Source organism: Paraburkholderia sediminicola (genome assembly GCF_046027355.1).
Classification (GTDB): Bacteria; Pseudomonadota; Gammaproteobacteria; order Burkholderiales; family Burkholderiaceae; genus Paraburkholderia; species Paraburkholderia sediminicola_B.
Genome location: NZ_JAQQEK010000006.1, coordinates 185,306 through 209,577, shown reverse-complemented (window position 1 = coordinate 209,577; position 24,272 = coordinate 185,306). Strand labels below are relative to the sequence as shown.

Annotated in this window: 22 protein-coding genes and 1 pseudogene; 9 read left to right on the top strand and 14 right to left on the bottom strand. The window is 60.9% G+C overall.

The annotated features are described in order from the left end of the window. Positions 1-2: 2 nt before the first annotated feature. From PQR42_RS13040 to PQR42_RS13030, 3 genes are read right to left on the bottom strand one after another with little or no spacing between them, the layout of a single operon-like run. Entirely contained in the window at positions 3-2,318 is a 2,316-nt protein-coding gene (locus tag PQR42_RS13040) for a xanthine dehydrogenase family protein molybdopterin-binding subunit (RefSeq protein ID WP_408384411.1), read from the bottom strand. Next, complete coding sequence (locus tag PQR42_RS13035) at positions 2,318-3,214, bottom strand: FAD binding domain-containing protein (RefSeq protein WP_408384413.1); 897 nt, start codon at positions 3,212-3,214, stop codon at positions 2,318-2,320. The genes PQR42_RS13040 and PQR42_RS13035 overlap by 1 nt, the downstream gene beginning before the upstream one ends. Before the next feature lie 28 nt (positions 3,215-3,242). Then, a complete protein-coding gene (locus PQR42_RS13030) occupies positions 3,243-4,079 on the bottom strand; it encodes an alpha/beta fold hydrolase (RefSeq protein ID WP_408204146.1) in 837 nt (278 codons plus the stop codon). A 418-nt stretch (positions 4,080-4,497) separates the two neighbouring features. On the opposite strand from PQR42_RS13030, the gene PQR42_RS13025 reads away from it, so the two are divergent. The 3 genes from PQR42_RS13025 to PQR42_RS13015 all read left to right on the top strand — a co-directional run bounded on the left by PQR42_RS13025 (position 4,498) and on the right by PQR42_RS13015 (position 7,244). After that, positions 4,498-5,289: an ABC transporter permease gene (locus PQR42_RS13025; RefSeq protein ID WP_408384415.1), complete on the top strand. Its 792-nt coding sequence runs from the start codon at positions 4,498-4,500 to the stop codon at positions 5,287-5,289. Between the two features lie 73 nt (positions 5,290-5,362). Further along, complete coding sequence (locus PQR42_RS13020) at positions 5,363-6,355, top strand: ABC transporter substrate-binding protein (RefSeq protein ID WP_408384417.1); 993 nt, start codon at positions 5,363-5,365, stop codon at positions 6,353-6,355. A gap of 55 nt (positions 6,356-6,410) precedes the next feature. Further along, complete coding sequence (locus tag PQR42_RS13015) at positions 6,411-7,244, top strand: ABC transporter ATP-binding protein (protein WP_408204140.1); 834 nt, start codon at positions 6,411-6,413, stop codon at positions 7,242-7,244. 104 nt (positions 7,245-7,348) lie between these two features. Here the strand turns inward: PQR42_RS13015 and PQR42_RS13010 are convergent, their stop codons facing one another. Both PQR42_RS13010 and PQR42_RS13005 read right to left on the bottom strand, forming a co-directional pair. After that, entirely contained in the window at positions 7,349-8,410 is a 1,062-nt protein-coding gene (locus PQR42_RS13010; RefSeq protein WP_408384419.1) for a porin, read from the bottom strand. 230 nt (positions 8,411-8,640) lie between these two features. After that, positions 8,641-10,281, bottom strand: a complete 1,641-nt coding sequence (locus tag PQR42_RS13005) for a UbiD family decarboxylase (RefSeq protein ID WP_408384421.1) — start codon at positions 10,279-10,281, stop codon at positions 8,641-8,643. Between the two features lie 497 nt (positions 10,282-10,778). Between PQR42_RS13005 and PQR42_RS13000 the strand changes: the two genes are divergently transcribed. Next, positions 10,779-11,381 (top strand): UbiX family flavin prenyltransferase, encoded by a 603-nt coding sequence (locus PQR42_RS13000; RefSeq protein ID WP_408384423.1) that lies wholly within the window; start codon positions 10,779-10,781, stop codon positions 11,379-11,381. A gap of 81 nt (positions 11,382-11,462) precedes the next feature. Here the strand turns inward: PQR42_RS13000 and PQR42_RS12995 are convergent, their stop codons facing one another. The 3 genes from PQR42_RS12995 to PQR42_RS12985 are packed head-to-tail and all read right to left on the bottom strand — an operon-like array spanning position 11,463 to position 13,445. Then, entirely contained in the window at positions 11,463-11,990 is a 528-nt protein-coding gene (locus PQR42_RS12995) for a porin (protein WP_408384425.1), read from the bottom strand. Between the two features lie 33 nt (positions 11,991-12,023). After that, on the bottom strand, positions 12,024-12,212 hold the full coding sequence (locus PQR42_RS12990; protein WP_408384426.1) for a hypothetical protein: 189 nt from the start codon (positions 12,210-12,212) through the stop codon (positions 12,024-12,026). A gap of 27 nt (positions 12,213-12,239) precedes the next feature. After that, on the bottom strand, positions 12,240-13,445 hold the full coding sequence (locus tag PQR42_RS12985) for an MFS transporter (protein ID WP_408384428.1): 1,206 nt from the start codon (positions 13,443-13,445) through the stop codon (positions 12,240-12,242). Positions 13,446-14,470: 1,025 nt separating this feature from the next. On the opposite strand from PQR42_RS12985, the gene PQR42_RS12980 reads away from it, so the two are divergent. Then, entirely contained in the window at positions 14,471-15,163 is a 693-nt protein-coding gene (locus PQR42_RS12980) for a phosphatase PAP2 family protein (protein ID WP_408384627.1), read from the top strand. Between the two features lie 309 nt (positions 15,164-15,472). Here the strand turns inward: PQR42_RS12980 and PQR42_RS12975 are convergent, their stop codons facing one another. The 6 genes and pseudogenes from PQR42_RS12975 to PQR42_RS12950 form a co-directional block, all read right to left on the bottom strand. Next, entirely contained in the window at positions 15,473-16,210 is a 738-nt protein-coding gene (locus tag PQR42_RS12975; protein ID WP_408204325.1) for an amino acid ABC transporter ATP-binding protein, read from the bottom strand. Positions 16,211-16,237: 27 nt separating this feature from the next. Further along, positions 16,238-16,909, bottom strand: a complete 672-nt coding sequence (locus tag PQR42_RS12970) for an amino acid ABC transporter permease (protein WP_408493644.1) — start codon at positions 16,907-16,909, stop codon at positions 16,238-16,240. Positions 16,910-16,921: 12 nt separating this feature from the next. Further along, a complete protein-coding gene (locus tag PQR42_RS12965) occupies positions 16,922-17,677 on the bottom strand; it encodes an amino acid ABC transporter permease (RefSeq protein WP_408384430.1) in 756 nt (251 codons plus the stop codon). A gap of 30 nt (positions 17,678-17,707) precedes the next feature. Beyond that, positions 17,708-18,607 carry an amino acid ABC transporter substrate-binding protein gene (locus tag PQR42_RS12960; RefSeq protein ID WP_408204122.1) on the bottom strand — a complete coding sequence of 300 codons (900 nt, stop codon included), beginning with the start codon at positions 18,605-18,607 and terminating at the stop codon, positions 17,708-17,710. Positions 18,608-18,809: 202 nt separating this feature from the next. Further along, complete coding sequence (locus PQR42_RS12955; protein WP_408204120.1) at positions 18,810-19,481, bottom strand: RraA family protein; 672 nt, start codon at positions 19,479-19,481, stop codon at positions 18,810-18,812. A gap of 140 nt (positions 19,482-19,621) precedes the next feature. Beyond that, positions 19,622-20,568, bottom strand: a pseudogene (locus PQR42_RS12950) (LysR substrate-binding domain-containing protein). A gap of 104 nt (positions 20,569-20,672) precedes the next feature. On the opposite strand from PQR42_RS12950, the gene PQR42_RS12945 reads away from it, so the two are divergent. From PQR42_RS12945 to PQR42_RS12930, 4 genes are read left to right on the top strand one after another with little or no spacing between them, the layout of a single operon-like run. After that, positions 20,673-21,341 carry an RraA family protein gene (locus tag PQR42_RS12945; protein ID WP_408384434.1) on the top strand — a complete coding sequence of 223 codons (669 nt, stop codon included), beginning with the start codon at positions 20,673-20,675 and terminating at the stop codon, positions 21,339-21,341. Continuing rightward, positions 21,338-22,000, top strand: a complete 663-nt coding sequence (locus PQR42_RS12940) for an RraA family protein (RefSeq protein WP_408384436.1) — start codon at positions 21,338-21,340, stop codon at positions 21,998-22,000. The genes PQR42_RS12945 and PQR42_RS12940 overlap by 4 nt, the downstream gene beginning before the upstream one ends. Beyond that, the gene (locus PQR42_RS12935) at positions 22,000-23,238 is read left to right on the top strand and encodes a pyridoxal phosphate-dependent aminotransferase (protein ID WP_408384438.1); all 1,239 of its coding nucleotides are present in this window, start codon (positions 22,000-22,002) and stop codon (positions 23,236-23,238) included. Before PQR42_RS12940 ends, PQR42_RS12935 begins: the two co-directional genes overlap by 1 nt. After that, a complete protein-coding gene (locus tag PQR42_RS12930; RefSeq protein ID WP_408384440.1) occupies positions 23,231-24,037 on the top strand; it encodes an alpha/beta fold hydrolase in 807 nt (268 codons plus the stop codon). Before PQR42_RS12935 ends, PQR42_RS12930 begins: the two co-directional genes overlap by 8 nt. Positions 24,038-24,272 lie beyond the last annotated feature (235 nt).

Sequence of the window (24,272 nt, the reverse complement as noted above, 5' to 3'; positions counted from 1 at the left end):
AGTTAGTCCTCGGATAGCGGTTCGTTGCGCGCGGCGCACAGCGCGCGATAGACGCGCTCAGGCGTCAACGGCAGAGACATGAGCCGCACGCCGACGGCATCTTCGATCGCCTCGGCAATCGCCGACGCAACGCCGAACGTCGCGCTTTCACCGACGCCCTTCGCGCCGAACGGGCCGTTGTTCTGCACCGAATCGACGGTTTCGCGGCCGATCTTCGACGGAATGTCGTGGATGCCCGGAATCTTGTACTCGGCAAACGACGCGTTGCGCAGTTGCCCGACTTCGTCGAACTCCATGCGCTCGAACAGCGAGATGCCGAGCTGCATGATGGCCGCGCCCGAAATCTGCGTATCGACGACCTTTGGATTGATCGGCGTGCCGCAATCGACAACGTTCTCGAAACGCAGCAGCCTGAAGTGGCCCGTCTCCGTATCGACTTCGACTTCGACGCCGCAGCCGCCCACCATCCAGTTCGGCGTGATGTTTTCCGACTGGCCCGTCTCGTATGCCGGCGACTTATAACTGGGAATGAAGCTGCCGATGCCGACGATATTGCCGGCCTGCATCCCATACTTGCGACGCAGCAACTCGCCGGCGCGAATCGCGGGCACGGGCGGCAAACCCAGTTCGTCCGCGAGTTCGGCGAGCTTGCGGTTGGCGTCCTCGGCCGCGAGGCGCACGGCGTGGCCCATATGGAACGTCGAGCGCGAGCCGAGGGTCGCCATATCGTACGGCGTCACGTCCGTGTCGGGGCGCATCACCTTGATACGTTCGGCGGGAATGCCCAGCACGTCGCCCGCCATCAGCGCAATCGCGGTTTCCGATGCCTGGCCCATGTCGACCGTGCTCGAATACACCGTGCAACTGCCGTCGCCCGCGAGGCTCACCATCGCGACCGATGTGGTGGGCGCAACCAGCGCCTTGAAGCCGATGCCGATGCCGCGCCCACGCCGCAGCGTGCCGGTGCCGCGCTCGAACGGCGCCGTCCAGTTCATCCGCTGCGCGACGCGTTCGAGCACGAGGTCGATGGCGGCGTCGTGCATCGGCGTGCCGGTCGCGTGCGGGCGGCCCTCGCGAAGAATATTGCGGCGGCGGAACTCGAGAGGATCGATGCCGAGCGCCCGCGAAATCATGTCGGCATGGCTTTCGTACGCCCACACCATCTGCGGAATGCCGAAGCCGCGAAACGCGCCCGCCGGCGGCAGATTCGTGTACACCTGATACGAATCGATCCACACGTTCTCGATGTCGTAAGGACCGGAGGCCGTGAAGCCGGACTTCTGCGTGACGCGCGGCCCGATATCCGCATAGGCGCCACCGTTCCACCACACCTCGCACTTGCGCGCGCTGATGCGGCCTTCGTCGTTCACGGCCGTCTTCATGCGGAATGTCGTGGCGTGCTTGGTGATCGTAAAGAACTGTTCTTCCATCGTCAGCGACACTTTGACGGCGCGCCGCGACAGCAATGCGAGCGCGACGACGAGCGCTTCGAGTTTGATGTACAGCTTCGCGCCGAAGCCGCCGCCCAGCAGCGCCGACTTCACCCGCACGCGGTTTTCGTCCCAGCCGAGCAGGCGCGCGATCTCGATGCGCACGAACGACGGACTTTGCGAGGCCGTATGCACCGTCAGCATTCCCGTGCCCAGATCGGGTTCCGCCAGCGACACCATCGGTTCGAGCGGCGTGTGCATGACCTGCTGCGTCGTGAACGTGTCCTCGAACACATGCGCCGCGCTCGCGAAGGCCGCGTCGACGTCGCCGCGCCGCAGCTGGAAATCGAGCGCGACGTTCGTGCCCTTGCGTCCGGCCAGATGTTTGAGGTCGGGAAACGTGCCGGCGGGACGCAGGAACTCATGCACCAGCACATCCGATTGCGCCGCCTCGACCTCGTTGAATACCGCGGGCAGTTCCTCGTACTCGGTAATGATCAGATGCGTCGCCTCTTCGGCGATGTGCGGGTCCGAAGCCAGCACGACCGCGACGGGTTCGCCGATATAGCGCACCTTTTCCAGCGCGAGAATCGGCTGGTCGTGAAACGCCGGGCCGTAATACGGCTCGGGAATCACCTTCCTGACGTCTTCGCCCGTGTAAACGGCAAATACGCCCTCCAGCTCGCGAGCGGCACTCGTGTCGATGCTGACGATCTTCCCGTGCGCAACCGTGCTGCGAAAGATCTTGCCGTAGAGCATGCGCGGCAGCACGAGATTGTGGATGTACTCCGCGCGTCCCGTGACTTTCGAGCGCGCTTCGAGCCGGTTCAATGCGCGGCCCACCTGCTTTTGTGCTGGCTGTTCTTCCAGCGTCGTTTCGACCTTCATTACGCATGACCCTCGAATGGCGCGGCACTGCCGTTCGCTGCGGCGAGCGCCGTACGTACCGCGCGGCCCAGATAGACCTTCAGAAGTTGTTTCTTGTAGCTGGCCGAACCGTGAGGGTCGCCGACGATATCGAGCTGCGCCGCGCCCGCTTCTCCTGCATCGCGCAGCATCGCGGCGTCGTCGGGCGATGCGCCGCGTAGCAGCGCTTCGGCTTGCGTGAGCCGCGTCGGACGGTCCGTTGCCGCGCCGACGATCACGCTCGCACGGTCGATTCGCGGCCCCTTCATGTCGAGCACGACGGCGACGCCGAGCGCGGGCCAGTCGTGCGCCGCGCGCGTCGTTACCTTCATGTACGCAGCGGGACGTCCTGCCTGCGGCGGCACGATCACCTCGGAAATCAGTTCGTCCCGGGCCAGCACCGTTTCGTAGTAGCCCGTGCACAAGTCTTCGACGGGCACGGTCCGCTCGCCGCAGGGTCCCGAAATCGTCACGCTCGCACCGAGCGACGTCAGCACGGGCGGCATGTCCATGTGCGGATCGGCGTGGCCGAGATTGCCGCCAATCGTCGCGACGTTGCGCACGCGCACATTCGACAGCGTGCGCAACGTGCGCGCGAGCAGTGGCCAGCCTTCCTTCACTAGCGGCGAGTGTTCGAGCGTCGCGAGACGCGTCAGCCCGCCGATGCGCAGTTCGCCATTTGAGCCGACGCGAATCTGCGCATACCGCGGTTCGATATCACGCAGGCTCACGAGGCGCGTCGGCCGCAGCACGCCCGCCTTCATCATCAACATCACCGCCGTGCCGCCGCCCAGCGGGCGGATATCCGGGTCTTCCGGATCCAGCAGCGCGATCGCTTCCCTGAGCGAGCGGGGCCTGGCGAGCTCAAACGGAATCATCTAATGCACTCCTTGTTTCTGAATGGGGCTAGCGTGCGCAGCCGGCGCGATCGAGCAGCGTGTGCAGTTCGCGCGCCACGATATCCGGCGTCTCGAGCGGCGTGAGATGTCGCGCCTGAGGAATCTCTGTGAAGGTCGAACCGTCGATGCCCGCATGCAGCGCCCGCGCCATCGCCGGCGTCGCCGCGTAGTCTTCCTCGCCGACGATCACGCACGCCGGCACCTTGACGCCGCGCATCAGCGCGCGTCCATCGAACGAACCGAGCATGCGGCCCGTCGCGGCAAAGGCGGCGACCTCATTGCGCAGGAACGTATCCACGCAGCGCTGCACGACGTCCGGCCGTTCCGCGCGGAACGCATCGCTAAACCAGCGTGTCGTCTGAAACTCGACGAGCGGCGCCAGGCCGCCCGTCTCCGCCTTTTCGGCGCGTGCGTTCCAGTCCTGCGGTGCCGTCTCGCCGTACCACGCGGTGGTATCGATCAGGCCGGCCGCGATCGCATCGGGATATGCCGCCGCGAACTCCAGCGCGACGCAGCCGCCCATCGACGCTCCTGCGATCAACACGTTGCGAAAGTCCGTCGCGCGCATCACGTCGTACACGTCCTGCGCGAACAGCGACACCGTGTACGGACCGGCCGGCTTGTCCGATGCGCCGTGGCCGCGCGCATCGATGGCGAGCACGGCAGCGCGCGGCATCAGCCGTTCGATAACGGGCGCCCAGAAGTGACGGTCCATCGCGAGCGAATGCACGAGGACGACGCGCACCGTGTTCTCTTTTCCGCCGTAGAGGTTGTAGCCGATGCGCGTGCCGTCCCGTACGGTGACGTGGGACGAAACGACATCGGGACTGATCGGTTGATTCATTGCGTGCTCCGCTGCTGTCGGATGGGTTCGAGTTCGGGTCTTTCGAGCCCGCAGCCGGATAGTGCTGGCAAGCCGGAGTCGCGGCAAACGACGATCTTTCATGTAACGCATGAAAACTATTCATTGGCTGCGAACGGGCGTTCCAAGTCTTACGTGACTGTCTGCGCGCGTGCCTCGCCTGCGGCTGCGGATGAATTTCTCTCATATGCGGCATGAACAATTAGCGTTTGCCCGTCGCCGGGCTCACCTTCACTCTTGCTGCCAGAGCGTGCCGGTCCATGTCCACGCGATACGGGTACCGCGCCGCCACCCTTCCCGCTTGCACGAGCTGCCGCGGCATGCGAGGCCCCTCGCCGAACGAGCAGTCCCGCGGTCCCGCGGTCCTTATGCCGCTTCTCAACCAGAAAGGTCGAATGCCGTGAAATTCACCAGGAAAGTCCTGAACTCGCAGTGGGTCCGTCCGCTGCTGCTCATCGTGGTCATGCTCGCCGCGTGGGATCTCGTGATCCGCATCTTCAAGATTCCGCCCTACCTCGTGCCGACGCCCGAAGCAATCATGCGGCAGATCGCGGCACAGTGGCCGATGCTGTTGCAGGAGTCGCTGCCCACGCTGTACGCGACGCTGGGCGGCTTCGCGTTGTCGGTGCTGATCGGTGTGCCGATCGCGATGCTGGTCGCCGCATCGCCGCTGATCGAAAGCTATCTGTATCCGCTCGTGGTGTTCTCGCAGAGCATTCCGAAAGTGGCGATTGCGCCACTATTCGTCGTCTGGTTTGGCTTCGGCCTGTTTCCGCGCATGCTCGTCGCGTTCCTGCTCGGCTTCTTTCCCGTCGTCGTATCGACGGTGATGGGGTTCAAGTCGGTCGAGAAAGACCTGATCGATCTCGCGAAGTCGATGGGCAGCTCACCCGTCAAGACGTTCTTCAAGATCAGCCTGCCGCATGCGCTGCCGTCGATCTTTTCGAGCATGAAGGTGTCGATCACGCTGGCCGTGGTCGGCGCGGTGGTCGGCGAATTCGTCGGCGCGAATTCAGGGCTCGGCTTCGTGCTGCAGCGCGCGAACGGCAACTTCGACCAGCCGCTGATCTTTTCAGCGCTCGTGGTTCTGTCGGTGATCGGCGCGCTGCTGTTCGTCGCGATCGACATGCTGGAACGCATCGCCATTCCGTGGCATGCGTCGCACCGTTCACGTGCGCTCGGCCGCGCGTGAAATGCCCGTTGAACCGCCGCGCCGCGCGCCGCACGCTTCGAATACCCACATCAAAGATCAGACAGGAGACGACATGAAGTCCAGAAGGCTATCGCGCATCGCAGCCGCGGTGAGCATCGCCGCGATCGGTTGCGCCGCCACCGCGGCGTACGCGAAAGATTCGCTGACGATGATGCTCAACTACACGGTCAACGGCGCCGTGGCTCCGTTCTACCTCGGCAAGGTGAAGGGCTACTACGACGCCGAAGGCATCGATCTGAAGCTGCTGGAAGGACACGGTTCGGGGCCAACCGTGCAGGCCGTGGCGACGCATAACGTCGACATCGGCTACGCCGATTTCAGCACGATGGTGAAGGTGGCCGCGATGGGCGCGCCCGTCAAGGCGATCGGCGTGCTGATGCAGGAGAATCCGACTTCCGTGGTCGGCCTTGCGGAGAAGAACATCAAGACCCCGCAGGACATCAAGGGCAAGACCGTGGCCGTCGCGCCGGGCGATGCCTCGTCGCAGTTGTGGACCATGTTCATGAACAAGGTCGGCCTCAAGGACTCCGACTTCAAGACCATCGCGGGCAACCCGCAAACTACCATCAACGCCGTCATCACCGGGCAGGCCGATCTGCTCGTCGGCTTTGCAACGATCCCGCTCATTTCCGTCGAGCAGGCCACGAAGAAGCCCGCGCGCGCGATTCTGTTCGCCGATTACAACGTGAACGTCGCGACCCTCAGCATCATTGCCCGCGACGACATGATCAAGGACAACGCCGATCTGCTCAAGCGGTTCATGCGCGCGACATCGAAAGCAGTGGACGATAGCGAAAAAGACCCGGCCGCCGCCGTCGATGCCCTGCTCAAGACGCTGCCCGCAGCCGGTTCCCGCGACACGATGATCCGCACGCTCAAGGCCACGATTCCCTTCTACCGCACGCCCGAAACCGAACACGCGCCGATCTTTCACGTCAGCACGAAGAACATCAACGATTCCGTCGCCGCCATCGTGCAGTACAGCAAGCTCGATCCGTCCGCCAACGTGCCGACGAAGTACTACACGGGTGCTTTCGTTCCATGAGCCGCGCTGCACACGCTGCGTCCCTTTCAATCGTTCATCTGATACTGGCCCTGCTATGACCACCGTACTGAAGCTCGACGAGAAACATTACCGATCGCCCGCACGCACGGCATCGAAACCGCTGATCGAACTGCGCGGCGTCACCAAGAGCTATCGCAGCGCACAGGGCGCGATGCAGGCGCTCATGCCGCTCGACTTCGAGATCCGTGAACAGGAGTTCGTCTCGATCGTGGGACCGTCAGGTTGCGGCAAGAGCACACTTCTGAAAATGGTCGCGGGCCTCGAAGCGATATCGGCGGGAACGATGACCCTGTCGGGCCAGCCGATTCGCGGGCCGCAGAAGAATGTCGGCATCGTGTTTCAGAGCGCGGTCCTGCTCGCGTGGCGCAATGTGCTCGGCAACATCCTGCTGCAGGCCGAGATGCGGCGTATGCCGAAGCATGAGGCGCGCGAGAAGGCGATGCAGCTGATCGAGATGGCCGGGCTCAAGGGTTTCGAGGAGAAGTATCCCTGGCAGCTTTCGGGCGGCATGCAGCAGCGGGTTTCGATCTGCCGTGCGCTGTTGCACGAACCGTCCGTACTGTTGATGGACGAGCCATTCGGCGCGCTCGACGCGATGACCCGTGAAAGCATGAACATGGAATTGCAGCGCATCTGGCTCGAATCGAAGAAGACCGTGCTGCTGATTACCCATAGCATTCCCGAAGCCGTGTTTCTGTCGGACAGGGTACTCGTGATGTCGGAGCGGCCGGGGTCGATTGCTGCGATCTACGATATCGACCTGCCGCGTCCCAGGCCGCTCGAGGTGATGGCGACGCCGGCTTTTCTGCATTACACGAAGACGATTCGCGCGCACTTCAATGCGCAGGGGTCGCTCGACGATCATTGAGCGCTGACGTCTGCGATGCAAAAACGCGTCGCGGACATTCAAAACTCAAGCCGATTGGAATGCTCAAGGGCTCCAATCGGCTTTATTTCGTGCCAGCGCAAATCCTAGAACCAGTGATTGATACCAAACGAGATACCTGTCTGCTTCTCATGCCCTGACGCATTCAGCGTTGCATTCGTCACATAGACGCCCGTGAAATGCGTGTAGTCGACGTCCGCATAGAGTTCCGTCCGCTTGGACAGCAGATAAACGACGCCAAGAATCGCCACGTCCTTTCTTCCGTCCAGGCCGTTCGTCTTGTTCTTGTTGTCATAGTACGCAGCCGTTACGTTGAAGAAGGACGTCACCTGATACCGCACACCGCCCCACAGGTACTGATTGCGCGTCATGCTGTGCACGGAGGCCGGCACGTCCTGCAGATCGAGCGAATATCCCGCCATCACGTCGACGGGGCCCACCGTCACCGTGCCGCCCGCCGTGTACTGATCGTTGCTGAAGTACTGGCTCGATGTGGCCGACAGCGGGTTGGATCTGTGCGTGTAGCCCGCGCCGAGCTTGATCGTCTCGCTGCGATAGTTCACACCGCCCGCCAGCGTCGAGCCATTCGCGACACTGCCCGCCACGCCGCCGGGGGCATACGTGCCGCGAATCACCCAAGGCCCGAAAATGCCGCGGTAGTTGATGCCATTGCTGTCGCGTCCCGTGTCGCCGCCTGAGACTGCCGTAGACTCCGTGATGCTCAGGTAATGAAAGTCGAACGGCTCGAAGTCCTTGATCAGGTAGTGCTGCAACGTGAACTGACGGCCCATGTCGATTCGGCCGAACGGCCCGCCGAATCCGACCGTCGACGTACGCTGGAAGATCTGATTATTCGTATTGTTGTTCGCGCCCGTCGAGAGCACGTAGCCGGCTTCCAGATTGAAGCGCACATAATATCCGCCGCCGATGTCCTCCTTGCCTTCAAAACCCCAGCGGTTCGAGTTGTAGACGCCGTTCGATGCCATCGACAGCGCCGCGCCGCCCGCCTTGGTTCCGTTCACCAGATTGCGCAAACCACCATCGAGAGAACCATACAACGTGACGCTGCTCTGCGCGTGAACTGCGCCGCCGGAAAGGCCCAGCAGAGTCAATGCCGCCAGCGAGCGCGTCAGACGCCTTGTGCTCACGGCGGGAACTGCTCCTCCTTTTTCGTCCATATCTCCTCCATCAATGTCGTTCTATTCGTGTGGCGGGATGTGCGGGATGTGACGCTCCCCCGCGCCATCCACCATGGATATGCATGAACGTCCCGCTTGAAAATCCGTTCGACTTCTGCCGGTTCCAGACGGCAATCCATCGACACTCGCGCGAGACGCTCCGCTACTGCTGCGTTGGCAGGGCCGCTTTCAATACGCGGTCACATGTCCTTCTTCTCGGCGAAGTACCAGTCCGAGTCCTTGTTGATCCATTCGGGACCGACACGTTGACGCGTCTGTTCTTCGCCCGTCTTGAAGTACTCGCTCCTCACCGCGCGCTGCGCCATCGCTTCGTTGCGTTCGTCCCAGTCGCCCATCGAGACGCCGTACCACGGCCATTCGGGGCGCAGCGCCGGCAGGCCCAGTTCTTCCCAGATCGCCTTTGCGTTTTCCATGTACTGCCGGGTCGGCAGCGACAGCGGCGGCAGTTTTTCCTTGCGCGTCGCGTTCATCAGGATCACGCCGTCCACCGCGTCGTCGCCGCGCTGTGCGCCCGACGTGCGCGGACCATGTCCCGTATCGCGGCCGTGCAAAATTTGCACGTCCTTGATCGCATTCATCCGGTAGCTCATCGACCAGAAGATGGCATCGCTGTTCTCCGGGTTGATGTCGTTGCTGACGGCCACGACCAGCTTGCCGACGGCCGGCTGCAGCGATGCCGCGCCCATCAGCGCGCGCCAGATTTCCGTCTCAGTTGCCTTCTCGCTGAAGACGACAATCACGAGCTTGCGCAGATTCGTGAGCGGCTCGTGCATCACGACCTTTTCCACGCTGGAGATACGCAGCGAATTCCTCAGGTGATCGAGGAACAGCGGCTCGAATGCAACCTTCTTGACCAGCGAGCTCTCGCTCGGTGTGACCTGGCTGATGATCGACACGAGGTGTGCATTCTTGCGGCGCGTGATCGCCGTGACGTTCATGTACGGATTGAATTCCTGCAGGTTCACGTGACCGTGCGATTCGCCGAATGGGCCTTCCGGCTCGAGCGTATCGGTCGGCACGAAGCCTTCGATCACGATCTCCGCGTCGGCGGGCACGAGCAGATCGTTCGTCCTGCACTTCACCACGCGCAGCGGCTCGCCCAGAATCGCGCCGGCGACACCGAGTTCGTCGACGTCGATCGGCAGCTTCTGCACCGAACAGAACGACACCGCCGGATGTCCGCCAATCACGAGCGCGGCGGGCATCGGCTTGCCCATGGCCTTGTACTTTAGCCAATGCTGATAAATGCCCTGCCCCATTTCGATTGACGGATTGCAGCCGACGCGGCGTTTGCCCTTGATCTGCCCGCGATACGTGCCCATGTTCTGAACGCCATTTTCCGGATCGACGGAAATGTACTGCGAACAGGTCGTGTACGGCGCGTTGTCGAAGCCCGGCGTCGAGATGGGAATCGGCAGATGTTCGAGACCCTGGCCATCGACGTCGAGATCGTCGCCTATGAAACACACCTCCTGGCACGGCGCGTCATCCACGACGACGGGATCGATCGGGTGACCCTTCGCGTGCTGCCACTTCTTGCCGATCTCATCGACAGGTACGCCCATGCCGATCGAGTACACCTCCCGGTTGATCGACAGCGCGCCGACGACGACGGGCAATTCATAACGGCGCCCTTTGCTGTCGACGACGTTATGAAACACGAACGCCTTACGGTCCGATTCGGGAATGCCGCCGCGCAACTGCCAGCGCACCAGCGGATGCAACTCGGTGTCCTTGTTGATTTCTCGGTGTACGTGGACGACGAGGCCTCTATCTTCCAAGGCCTGCAAGTGTGTCTGGAAAGAAGGGAAATTTTTCATGGTTGTCCGGTTAATGATCAGGGGGAATGCATCGCAAACCGGCCAGCCGCACGGATTCGCCTGTCGGATTGCATGAGTGCGAGTCGAGCAGCGGTCGCCGTGCCATGACGTGCCGGGGAAGCACGGCGGCAGACAAGTGCCGTGCGTCGACAGATGCTGCTTGACGAGTCACGCAGCTTTAGTTGCGGGACTGTGACCGCAGACTGAGGCAGAACACATCCCCTCGCAAACGGTGATTTCTCATGTACGCCATGAACGGATTTCATCTTTGTCACGACGCCGTGGCGTGCGCGACACGCCTACACCGACGATGAAAAGGCTTCATGCCACGCATGAACAGATTTCGTTTGAAGCGAACACTCCACGTCATGCAACCTTCATGTGGCGGCATGCCGCCTGCGCGGACGAGGCCTTTTGCAGACGGACGCACGGCATATGAATCATCGCGGCGCGGCACTTGAATGCCCGGCGCCGCGGGTCAACGAGAGACGACGGACATGGAACGACGCAAACGTATCGTGGTGGGAATCAGCGGCGCTTCGGGCGTCATCTATGGCATCCGGCTGCTGGAAATGCTCCGCGAGCTGAACGTCGAATCGCATCTGGTCATGAGCCGGTCGGCCCAGGTGACGCTGGCCTATGAAACGGATTTACGCACAGCGGATGTGCAGGCACTTGCACACGAACACTATCCGAACGCCGATATCGGCGCAGCCATTTCGAGCGGCTCATTTCGTGTGGACGGCATGATCGTCGCGCCGTGTTCGATGAAAACCCTTGCGGAGATCGCGACGGGCAACACAGGCTCATTGTTGTCGCGCGCCGCGGACGTGATGCTCAAAGAGCGCAAGCGAGTCGTTCTGATGGTCCGCGAAACGCCGCTGCATCTTGGGCATTTGCGCAACATGACGGCTGCAACGGAGACGGGCGCGATCATCTATCCTCCCGTGCCTGCGTTTTACGCGCGGCCCGACAACCTCGAATCGATGATCGATCACACGCTCGGACGTGTGCTCGATCTGTTCGATATCGATACGGGCACGGTCAAGCGCTGGGGCGGCGAATCGGGCCGGCGACTGGTCAGCGTTGCCAATAGCTGAGGCGCGTCGCCGCGTGGCCGACGAAACCGGGTGGGAGTCGGCCAGCGGCAAACACGAGTTCAGGGCGCGCTTTCGTATGTGTCAGAAGAAGTGATGCAGACCGATCCGGAACGCTGTCTGATTGGGACTGTCCGGCGGCGCGAGCAACGGCATCGCTGCATTGCCGACACCATCGGCGTGCTGGCAGGTCACCTGCGCATACACCACGGTCCGCTTGGACAGCACGTAAACATCGCCAACCCCCAGCTCGGCATCGCGCGTGCCCGATAGCCACGAAAGATAGCCGCCCAGCGTTACGGTATTGGCCGCAGTCACGTGATAGTCCGCGCCGAGTTCTGCCGTCCGCATCGTCGCCGACTGTGTCTGCGTCGAAAGAATCACTTGCGTCAGCACGCCGTGCAGGTCGAGATGCGGTGTCGCCCTGTAAAGCGCCGACAGGCCGAAGATGTCCTGCGTTCGCGCGACGAAGGTCTGGCCGCCCGCCAGCGATTGCCCGAGAAACGGGCTCAGGCCGAGCCCTGACACGAGCGCAATCGCGTGATTGCGCCAACTGCTGTACACGAACGATGCCCGCAATGGTCCTTGCGAGTACACGATATCCGCACTCACGACCCGTCCCGGTTGCGTATTCGAATGCTAAACCTAATGGTTGGCGCTCTCCTCTAAGTGAACATCAATCGGCATGATCACCCATCTCGTGACGGCGCCGCCCGCGAGATAGATCACGTAACTGGCGATCAACATTGCCATGCCGACTAGCCATGCAGGAGTCGCCGTCGTACCGTTGATCAGTAGAAACACCGCCCTGTTGACCGCCTCAAGTGTATTCATCGCCACGACGTCATTGATAGGAATCCATCAGGCACGGGGTATCGCTGGCCGGGGCGCAAAACAGCACAGCAGCAGCGGCAAGATGACCAGCGCTGCGCCCGCGAGAAAAGTTGCCGGAGCGCCATAGCGATCCCATAGCCAGCCGGCCAGCGCGCTCGCGAGTAACATACATACGCCGCAGGCCAGGTTGAAAACGCCGAAGGCAGTGCCGCGCAGCGTCGAGGGCGCGGTTTCGGACACCATTGCAGCGAGGATGCCCTGCGTAAAACCCATGTGCAGGCCCCACACAGCGACGCCGACGAATACCAGCACAACCGACTGTCCCATGCCGAGCAGCAGGTCAGCCGCGATCAGCAGCGCCATGCCTAGCGCCAGCAGAAGTCTGCGATCCAGCCGGTCCGACAGCACCCCGACCGGATACGCCGACAGCGAATACGCCAGACTCATCACGACCATCACGCCGGGGATCCACGCGAGATCCAGTCCAGTCTGCTGTGCGCGCAACACAAGGAATGCTTCGCTGAAGCGCGCGAGCGTGAATGTCGCACCGATGATGACGATATACCAGTAGTGCGCTGAGAACTCGCGCAGCACGCCCCATTGCAATGGCGAGCGGAAGTCATGCCGTACCGGCGCATGGCCCGATTCGTCGATACCGAACGCGATGAGGCCGATCGCAATGAAGGCAGGCACGACGGCAAACCACAACACGGTACGAATGTGGTCGGCAAACCAGAACATCAGCGCAATGGCGAGTGCGGGGCCGAGGAACGCTCCAATCGTATCCATCGACTGACGCAATCCAAAACACGCACCGCGGATCTCCGGCGGTGCCACGTCGGCGACCAACGCATCGCGTGGAGCGCCTCGAATGCCCTTACCGACGCGATCAAGCAGCCGGGCAGTGATGACCCATGCGGGTGAAGTCGCGAGCGGGAACAGCGGCTTTGTGAGCGCCGCCAGTCCGTAGCCAAGCAGCAGCAGGCCCTTGCGCCGCCCGAGCCAGTCGCTGAGCGGGCCGGAGAATACCTTCACGATGAGGGCGGTTGCTTCGGCTGCGCCCTCAAGCACACCGATTGCGGTCACGCTCATGCCCATGGTGGTCACGAGGAACACCGGCAGCAGTGCATGCACCAGTTCTGACGACAGGTCCATGAAGAGGCTGACGAAGCCGAGCGCCCAGACCGTGCCAGGAATAGAGGTTCTGGGGGAGGAAGGCACGTCAGGGGTCATGGCGCGAAATGGGTAAAAAGAGTTCGCTCGGCACACTACATTGCCGGGCTCCTTGTAGGTGCCTCAGTACCTCTTGTTGATCGGTCCGCGCGGTGTGGTTTTAGCCGTCCCATGGATCCGGTTTCTTTCAGCGCCGGCGCCATCTAACCATCATTTTCTTAAGACAATCTTACGGCGTCGAGGAGCGTAAAACTCGATTGAAACGAACCGCTCTGTCGATGTTCTGATTGAAGATCCAGGAAGCGGTGGCTGTTGATCGGTCAATGGCCGCTTTTGCAAAAATCGGTGGACGAGCCGCCGATATGAACACTGAGCCATCCTGCAGTCGGGCACGACGGTTGCTGCAGTATCTCTTTTTGCAGCCAGACCATACCGGCACGTCCACAGACTCGGCGCATAACAATGAACCATCGATACATCGAAGGCGAACTTTCACACCTCGAGCAGGTGTTCCCTTACATTGCGAACGGCCCCCTTCCCATTTCCTACTGGATCGCCCGACTTGAGGTGCTTACGCTACTCCCAGCGATGCGCGATCAGCGTCGGAGATTGGCGCTGCTGCAAGATCGGTTGGAAACCATTGCAAGATTTGCTACAGCTGCACAAGCGCCCCAGTCGCACGGCACTCTCTAACGGTCAAATGCAGCTGCATTGGACGCCCGCCTTTTTCCCGTCGAAAGCGATGCACTCCTGGCGGGTTTCAACGCGGCAAGGGCTAGTCGATGACACGGTGGTGCGGTGGACAGGCACGAAGGATTCTCGGCCGAAGTTCGATTGGGTCACCCAAGGACTGCGGGCGACATGTCCGCCGCGGCTATCGACGCGCGATTGACGGGTATCGAGCAGGTGTCGCCGGCGACCCGAGATTTTCCGACGAACTTGGCCAACGCGGTGTTCCTTGGCATACGCCATCCGAAGAGGACACTCGCGCAATAAACCGCCAGTGAAAGTAAGCGCCAAAAAATGCGGCGCGTTCAGTCGGCTATGCTAACCTCGGACGATTAGCTCAAATTTATTACAAAATGATGAATAGCTTTGATTTGTCTATCGAAACATATCTGTCCAACGTACACTTCGGTCATTTCGCGACCCGATCCATTGAAGATATCGCCGACCTCTACACGTTCAAAGGCCTCGTACTCATTCCCGTGCTCTGGTGGATGTGGTTTCAGCAAGACGAGCGCCGCGAATGGCGGCGAGAAATGGTTCTCGCAACGCTTCTCAGTGGCCTCGTGGCGCTCTTCGTCGGAAGACTGCTGACTCACTGGTTGCCGTTCAGGGTGCGCCCCGTCTATAGCGCCGAACTGCATCTGCACTTTGCAGGTAGCGATATCAAGGACGCACTGCTGACAAATTGGAGTTCCTTCCCAAGCGATCACGCGATGCTATGGATGGCGGTCGCCACCGGCATCTACCTCGTGAGGCGTAGCATCGGCGTGCTGGCGATTCTCTATACGGTGCTGTTCATTTGCATTCCGCGCGCCTATCTCGGCTTTCACTACCCAACCGATTTGCTGGTGGGCGCCGCTGTGGGAATCGGAATTACCTATGTCATGACGCGAGATGCCATCCGCGTGCGCTACGCGACTCCCGCGCTGCGATGGATCGAACGCTATCCGGGGCCGTCAGGGATGCTGGCCTTTCTTCTGTGCCTCGAACTCGTTACGCAGTTCGACGAACTGCGCACGCTGGCGAGCAGTGTGCTCAGAAATTTATGAACCACGCGTGGCGATGTGGCGCTGGAAGCGTGTCAGTGGTGGCGCCGCCCGAGCGAGTCATTTTGTCGAAGCCAGGTTCCTCGACGCGACACGCGTCTTTGTGATTGAAACGGCCGCTCAGAAGGTGAACGGACATCATCGATCTCTCTATGTCGATGAAAACCGCATAGTTACAACAGTCCAAGCCCACTGAGCTCAAGTTGCAGGTGATTCAGTCGTCGCGTAGGTGACAGTCCTGTCCTTGCAAGTTGGCGAAAGCGCCGACTGTCTCACGCGAATTTTGGCTCTGCCTGTACGAGTTCTCCGCGGCTAGTGCTGAATGATCTTGCTCAGAAAATCCTTTGTGCGCGGCTGCCGGGCCGTCGGATTGCCGAAGAACTCGTCGCGCGTGCAGTCCTCGAGAATGCGCCCGCCGACATCCATGAAGACGATGCGACTGCCGACGCGTGAAGCAAATCCCATCTCATGCGTCACACACATCATGGTCATGCCGTCCTCCGCGAGCGCGGTCATCACGTCGAGCACTTCGCCGACCATTTCCGGATCGAGCGCAGATGTAGGTTCGTCGAACAACATGACGACGGGATCCATCGATAACGCACGCGCAATCGCAACGCGCTGTTGCTGCCCGCCCGACAACGTGCCCGGATATTTGTCCTTGTGCGCCAGGAGGCCGACGCGAGCGAGCATTTTGAGGCCACGTGTTCGTGCCTCGTCGAAGCTGCGTCCGAGCACCTTCGTCTGCGCGAGCGTGAGGTTGTCGGTGACGCTCAGATGCGGGAACAGCTCGAAATGCTGAAAGACCATACCGACACGGCTACGCAGCTTCGGCAGGTCCGTGCGTGGCGAATTGACGTGCGTGCCATCGATATGGATAGCACCTTTCTGGATTGCCTCGAGCGCATTGATGGTCTTGATCAGCGTCGATTTGCCTGACCCCGAAGGCCCGCATACGACAACAACTTCGCCCTTCGCGATCGACAAGGAGCATCCGTCCAGCACCTGGACCGTGCCGTACCACTTCGAGACATCGCGCAGTTCGATCATGGGCTTCATCTGGCTCATGGATATCCTTCAACGAATAATCTGGACTCGCTTCTGCACGAGCCGCACGGTTGCGGACAAAGTCATGCAAACGAGGAAATACACCACCGCCGCAAGCAGGTAGGCTTCCACCGGCCGGCCGACATTCTTTCCAGCGGTTTCGAATCCCTTTAGCAGGTCGTACGCGCCGATGGCATAGACGAGCGAGGTGTCCTGAAACAAAATGACGACTTGCGTCAGAAACACCGGCAGCATGTTGCGGAACGCCTGCGGCAGCACGACGAATCGCATGTTTTGCCCGTACGTCATCCCGAGCGCAAAGCCCGCATTGAACTGCCCTCGTGCAATAGCCTGAATCCCCGCGCGAACGATCTCAGAGAAGTACGCCGCTTCGAAGGCGACGAACGTCACGATCGCCGACATTTCCGCGCCGACGGGTCTGCCCGTCGCGAACGGAATGATGAGGAAGAACCACAGCAGCACCATGACCAGCGGAACGGAGCGCATGATGTTTACGTAAATGGCGACCGGCCGTTCGAGAGCCGGTTTGCCGAGCAACCGCACAAGTGCCAGTACCGTACCGAAGCAGATTCCGCCGAGCGTCGCGACGATGGTCAGCCACACGCTGTAGCCCAGACCTTTCACGACGAATGGCGCGACGACATCCCTGCGGAAGAAATCGAGGTCGAGAGTGCCTGGCATCGCTTCGACTCCTCAATGAACGGCGGCGGCGCCAACGGACCCGAATCCAGGAATCCGCGCCCTGCGCTCGATGACATGCATCAGGCGGTTCACGCCGAAGGCCGTCAATCCATACAAGACAGTGGCCGCGAGATACATCTGAATGGGTGCGGCGGTTTCCTCTCCCGCCTGCCGGGCGAAGAACGTCAACTCGGTGATAGAGACGGCAAAGGCGACAGACGAATTCTTCACGACGTTCATCGCCTCCGACGTGAGCGGCGGAATGATGATGCGCAAGGCGATCGGCAAAAGCACATGGCGATAGGTTTGCGCTGTGGTCAGCCCGAGCGCGAGTGCCGCATTACGCTGACCACGCGAAAGCGAGCGGATGCCAGCGCGTACCTGCTCCGCGATGCGTGCCGACGTGAACAACCCGATCGCAACGATGACGAGCAACGCGGGCGAGCACTTCTTGAGCGGCGGAAAGGCATCGGGAATGACGAAGTACCAAAGAAAGATCTGAACGAGCAACGGAATGTCGCGGAACAGTTCGACCCATGCCGCGCCGAGCGACGCGAGCCACGGCCTGTCGGGCAAGGTACGCAACGTTCCCACAGCCACGCCGACGATCAACGCGACCAGCAGCGCGCCGAGCGAGACCGTCAACGTCCAGCTCCATGCCGAAAGAATCCAGTTCAGATAGGTCTGGTCGCCATGGCTGCCGAAGCAGCTTGCGATTACATCGCCCGTCGTCGTTTCCTTGCAGAACACGCTCCAGTCCAGCGCCATCTTCTCTCTCCGTGTGTCGATACCACTTCGTTACCGCGCCGCGTAGCTTTCCATCGGCAGATCGTTTGGCTGCGCCCATAGCTTGACCAGGGCTTCGGGCGGCTCCATGTTCATCCGGATTCCGCGTGGGGGAATCGGCTGAACAAACCATTTGCTCCACAGCGTTTTCATCTCGCCGCTGGCGTCCATCTTTCGGATCGTGCCGTCAACGACCTTCTTGAAGTCGGGATCGTCCTTGCGGAACATGACGGCAATCGGTTCCGTGTTGAACGGCTCGCCCGTGACCGTATAAGCGGCCGGGTTACGCGAGATCGCGATGGTCGCGCGCAGCACGCCCTGATCGAGGACCCACGCATCGGCGCGGCCCGATTCAAGCATCAGGAAGCTATCGGCGTGATCCTTGCCGTAGAGGTCCGTCCAGTTCAGGCCCGCCGCGCGTTCATGCTGGCGCAGGTGCTGGATCGCGGTCGTTCCCGTCGTCGCCACCACCGTTTTGCCGGAGAGGTCGCGCAGGTTGCGAATGCCTGAATCCGCCCGTACGGCCATGCGATCTTCTTCGATATAGGTCGTGACCGAGAACGCGACGTCCCGCGCACGCGCCTGGTTGTTCGTCGTCGAACCGCATTCGAGATCCACCGTACCGTTCTGCACGAGCACGACACGATTCTGCGAATTGACGGTCTGATACTTCACATCGAGCTTAGGCAAGCCGAGCCGCGCTTGAATGGCGGAGACAATCTGTTTGCAGATGTCCATCTGAAAGCCGATGGGCTGGCCGTCGCCGCCCGTGTACGACAGCGGAATCGAACTGTCCCGCACACCAAGCGTGATCGACTGCGACGCCTTGATTTTCGCGAGCGTGGATTCTTCCGCTGCGGCGATCTGGGTCGTTACGCAGCAGGCCATTGCGACAAGCATCCTTGTTTTCATCGTCATCCTCCGATTCTTGCTAGTCCGCGAATTGCAGTTTGTGGACACATGCTCGGATGCGCAAAAAACCACGTCTATTCCGATTTCAGGAAGAGTTCGATACGCCGAGCCTATTGAAACGGCGATAAAAAAACGGCGATGCCAATCGACATCGCCGCCAGGTGTTACGGGAGGGAAGTTTCGAAAAATCGATGCCGATGTGCTATTCGCTCAGCCCATGCGCTGCCAGCACCTTATGAAGCCATGCCTGATCGCGAGCGCCCGTCGCGATCTCATCCTTGATGCGAGACTCGTTCGCAGCAATCTTCGCGACTGCATCGAGGATTCTTCGTGCGTCGCTCGCCGGAAAGGACACGACGCCGTCTTCGTCTCCGACAACCAGATCGCCCGGCGCAACGACTTGTCCGCCGACAGAAACGGGCACATTGATCGCGCCTGGTCCGACTTTATAAGGCCCACGATGACTCGAACCACGCGCATAGCAAGGGAAATCGGCCTCGAAAAACGCGGCGCTGTCCCGGATAGCGGCGTCCAGCACGAAGCCTGCGCATCCGCGCTGTTGCGCGTAAAGCATGATGAGTTCGCCGACCAGTGCGTTGGTCGTGTCCGCGCCGCCGTCCACGACGAGGACGTGACCGGGCGACATATCCATCAACGCCTTGTAGATCAGAAGATTGTCGCCAGGGCGCGTCTTGACGGTAAACGCGGTGCCGACCAGCTTCCGACTGCGGTGATATCGCGTCAGGCCGACCACACCTGAAACGCGCTGAAGGCTGTCGCTGATATGCGGCGTCACGATCCGCCGTAGCGCCTCGACGACCGCGGACGGCGCCAGCGCGGGCGGCGGATGAATATTGAACTCGGAACTCGACACGGCAACGCTCCTCTTCGGTGGCGGATCAACTTCCCGCAAACGCGCGGGAGAGCGCGGCCAATATCGGGTATCGTGTCTATTCTGTAAATTCCGAAGATCGGAACGAATCGTTCTGCCGGGCGTATCGAATATGCTGGGTTCTAAGCTCGATCCGTCCGCCTCTTGCGCGCCGCAGGTGCCTTCCCGACCTGAACCATTCTGCTCTGGGATAGCGCCTCAACGGCTGTGTCGACGATCGGATTCGCCCTCTCGGTGGACCATGCGACGGCCGTAGTGACGACAGTGACCGCCTCTTTCAGCGGCCGGAATACAACGTTATCCGCCGCCATCTTTTTCAGCGAATCGGGCACGAGCGCGATGCCCTGTCCACATCCGACGAAAGCAATTTGCGACGCCACAGAGCGCACTTCGTGCAACACGCGTGGCGAAAACCCTGCGCCGCGGCACGTCGCGATGATGCTGTCGTAGTAATTCGGACTGAAGTGCCGCGAGAACATGACGAACGCTTCGTCCGCAAGCGATGCAAGCCGCACACGCGGCAATTCTGCAAAGCGGTGCGTCTTCGGCAAGGCCACAGCAAGGCGGTCCTGCTTGAGCGCCAACGATTGAATCGACGGCCCCTGCTCTCCCTCGAGACGCGCGAATGCAAGATCGATTCGCCGCGCTCGAGTGCTGGCACCGCCTCGACACTGTCGATCTCTTTGACCGAGACGGTTAGCTGGGGAAACTGCGCCTTCAGATGCTCGATGAAAGGCGGGAGCGTATCGATCATCGCGGACGCGATGGCGCCGATCGTCAATACACCGCTATTTCCCTGCGTCGCTTCCTGTACTGCCAGTTCCAGACGTTCGAGTTGCTCGGCGAATTTTCGAACTGCCGGCAGGATTGCAGCGCCGACCTGCGTCAGCTTCGCGCCATGCCGTCCGCGCTCGAACAACTTGACCTTCAGCGCCTGTTCAAGCACCTGGATCTGTTCGGTCAAAGGCGGCTGGGACATCCCGAGCCGCTGGGCGGCACGGCCGAAATGCTTTTCTTCGGCGACGGCGAGGAACAACCATAAATGGCGAACGAGTCGAAAGTTGATCATGGCATTGATAGCTTCGGCGTATGAAAGGGTTCCGTTCTTCGGAATTTACATATGCGACTCTAACGCCGAGACTACAAGCTCTGCAATGCATCTAGCCAAAAACCATGACGCCCCCTTCCCTGCTCGACCGGCTTGCCTCGCTGGATTCCAACACGGTTTCCGATGCGCTCGATTTTCTTGGTCTTCCCGGCGCCACCTTCGGCATCCGGCCGCTTTGGGACTGCCCGCGCGTCGTCGGACGCACGAGCACGATTCAGCTCGGACCCAAGACGGATGCGACGCCTACTGTTCATCTCATCACCCCCGTGATCGACGAAATTCGCACGGACGACCGCGTTCTCGTCATTGCGGGCGGCCTCGAAGGCATTTCGTGCTGGGGCGACATCATCGCCAACGCGGCGACGGCAAAAAAGATTCGCGGCTCGGTAATCGACGGATGTAGCCGCGATATCGAAGGCAGCGAGTCAATCGGCTATCCCGTGTTCGGGCGCGGCATCACGATGATAAGCGCACGCAATCGCGTCGCGCAGATCAGTTCCGGCAAGCCCGTGACGTTCGCGGGCGCCGTCGTGCATGAAGACGATTATGTCGTCGCGGATCGCTGCGGCACGGTGTTCGTGCCCGCCGCACGTATCGAAGAAGTCGTCGATCTTGGTGAACGCATAGCAAAACGTCAGGACGGCATGGTGAAGGCCGTTCGCGCGGGCCGCTCCGTTGCGGAAGTCATGCACGACAAGGAATTCGAAGCCATCTACGTCAAGGAAGCCAAATGAGCGCTGAAGACAAGGAACTCGTCGCCCTTTTTGAAGGACTGGACACGCCCGGCGTCTCTGATGCGATGGACAAGCTCGGCCTGCCGGGCCAATGTCTCGGGATCGCTGCACTGGAGGACTATCGGAAAACCGTTGTCGGTCCGGCCTTCACGGTCAAGTATGTGAGCGCGAGCACGCCGCCGGGCAGCGTCGGCGATTTCATCGACGATGTCGCAGAAGGCGATGTAATCGTCATCGACAACGATGCCCGAACGGACTGCACTGTCTGGGGCGACATCATGACCCAGTATGCAGGCGCACGCAAAATCGCGGCGACCGTGATCGACGGCGTATGCCGCGATGTGGCCAAAGCGCTCGACGACGGCTACCCCATGTTCAGTCGCGGACGCTTCATGCGAACCGGCAAGGATCGCGTGCAAGTGGAGTCGATCAATGCGCCAGTTTCGATCGGCACGGCGCGCGTGACCTCGCGCGACATCGTCGTCGCGGATGCGAACGGCGTCGTCGTCGTGCCGCGCAAGCGCGCACGCGAAGTTGCCGCGCTCGCGCGCAAGATCGAGGAAACGGAATCGCAGATCCGCGCGCGTATTGCGGATGGCATGACGCTAGGCGAAGCGCGTGCGGCGCTCGGCTATCACATGTTGCAGAGGAAGTCGTGATGGATCAATCTGCTCATCGGCTCAATGTGAATCTCGCGCGTGCGCAGCCTTCGGCAACCTATCGGATGATGGATCGCGCCGCAGCGCGGCGCGCGAGCGGTGCAAGCGTCATCTCGTTGAGCGCAGGCGAACCGGACTTCGATACGCCCGAGCACGTTCGGGAAGCTGCAATCGAAGCAATCCGCGCCGGGCATACGCGCTACACGCAAGTCGTCGGCATGCGCAGCCTGCGCGAAGCTGTTGCTGCGAAGTTCCAGCGCGAGAATGGATTAGACGTCGGCTGGCAGGACACCATCGTGTGCAGCGGCGGCAAACAGGTCATCTACAACGCGCTGGCCGCAACGCTCAACAAGGGCGACGAAGTCATCGTGCCGGCGCCGTACTGGGTGAGTTATCCGGAGATGGTCGCTCTTTGCGGCGCACGCGCTGTCGTCGTGCCGTGCGGCATCGAAAGCGGATTCAAACTGACACCGCACGCGCTTTTGAAAGTGATCGGCCCACGCACGCGATGGGTCATCCTCAATTCGCCCTCGAATCCGACCGGCGCCGTCTATACGCGCGACGAACTGGCCGCCCTGGCAGATGTATTACTCGCGCATCCGAATGTCCTCGTGCTTTCGGACGATATCTATGAACATCTGATTTTCGATGGCGCGCCTTTCTTCACGATCGCTCAAGTCGAGCCTCGGCTAGCGGCGCGCACGCTGACGATGAACGGCGTCTCCAAAGCCTACGCGATGACAGGCTGGCGCATCGGCTACGGAACAGGTCCGCGCTGGCTGCTCGATGCGATGGAAAAGCTGCAGGGTCAGCAGACCTCGGGCGCGAGTTCGATCTCACAATACGCCGCGCTTGCTGCGCTGACCGGTCCGCAGGACTTCATCACCGAATCGTGCATGGCGTTCGAACGCCGACGCAACCTCGTGGTCGACCTGATCAATGCCGCGCCAGGATTGACGTGCACTATACCAGGCGGCGCTTTCTACGCATTTGCGTCATGTTCAGCCCTGATCGGCCTGAGCACTGCAGGCGGCACGACGCTTCGCAGCGATGAGGATGTTGCGGCAGCCCTACTCGACGAAGTAGGCGTAGCGACGGTTCATGGCAGCGCGTTCGGGCTCGGTCCGTACATCCGGATCGCGTATGCGCTCGACGACGTGGCGCTGACGGGTGCATGTCGCGCTATCGAAACGTTCTGCTCATCGCTTTCAGGGGGAGGCCTCGTCGGACATGGCTGAACTCGACAAGGAAAACGTAACGCTCGTGGTGGAAGGCGTTACGCTCGATCTTGCAGTCATGCGGCGCGCGGGGAACCGCGCGCCAATACTCTTTCTGCATGGATTCGGGTCGACGAAGGAAGACTACGCCGATATCGTGCGTTATCCAGCGTTCGACGGCCATCCTGTCATCGCTTATGATGCGCCCGGCTGTGGCGCAACACACTGCGCTGATCTGTCGAAGATATCGGTGCCCTTTCTTGTTTCGACCGCAAAGGCCGTACTCGTGCACTACGGAGTTGAGCACTTCCATCTGGTAGGCCATTCGATGGGCGGTCTGACCGCCCTCATGCTTGCCGACGAAATACTCTCGCGCGTACTCAGCTTCGTCGATATCGAAGGCAATGTCGCTCCGGAAGACTGCTTCCTGAGCCGGCAGGTGAACGACTATCCTGCGGCAGACTCGCAATCCTTCTTCGACCAGTTCATAGAACGCACATGGCATTCGCCATTTTTCTCGTGTCCGCTCTATGCCGCGAGTTTGCGACATAAGGTGCGTGCTGACGCGGTGCGACACATTTTCCGCTCGATGGTGGAACTCTCGGATAATGCGTGCCTCATGGACCGCTTCCTCGAGCTGCCATTTCCCCGGATGTTCATGTATGGTGAGCAGAACGCATCGCTTTCCTATTTGCCAACGCTTCGCGAGCACGGAGTGCAACTGGCTGAAGTGAGTCACAGCGGACACTTTCCGATGTACTCGAATCCAGTAGAGATGTGGCAACGGATCGCGCAGATCATCGGACCGGTGCCACGCTGACGGGAGAGCGGCGCCGCACGAACGATCGTGGAGGTCTATATCGATCGCATATAGCGGTCCGATTCGTCGCAGGCATGTTGTCTTGTGGCGCATGCGCAAATCGACCGGCTACGCTCAAGCCCCGACATTACGAGACCCTCGTCAGCGGGGTAGCGCCGCAACGAGATTCGCCCACAGACAAGCTTTTGTACGCAGTCACCCAAGTGTATCTATTCTGTCGCTCGTACGATGTGTC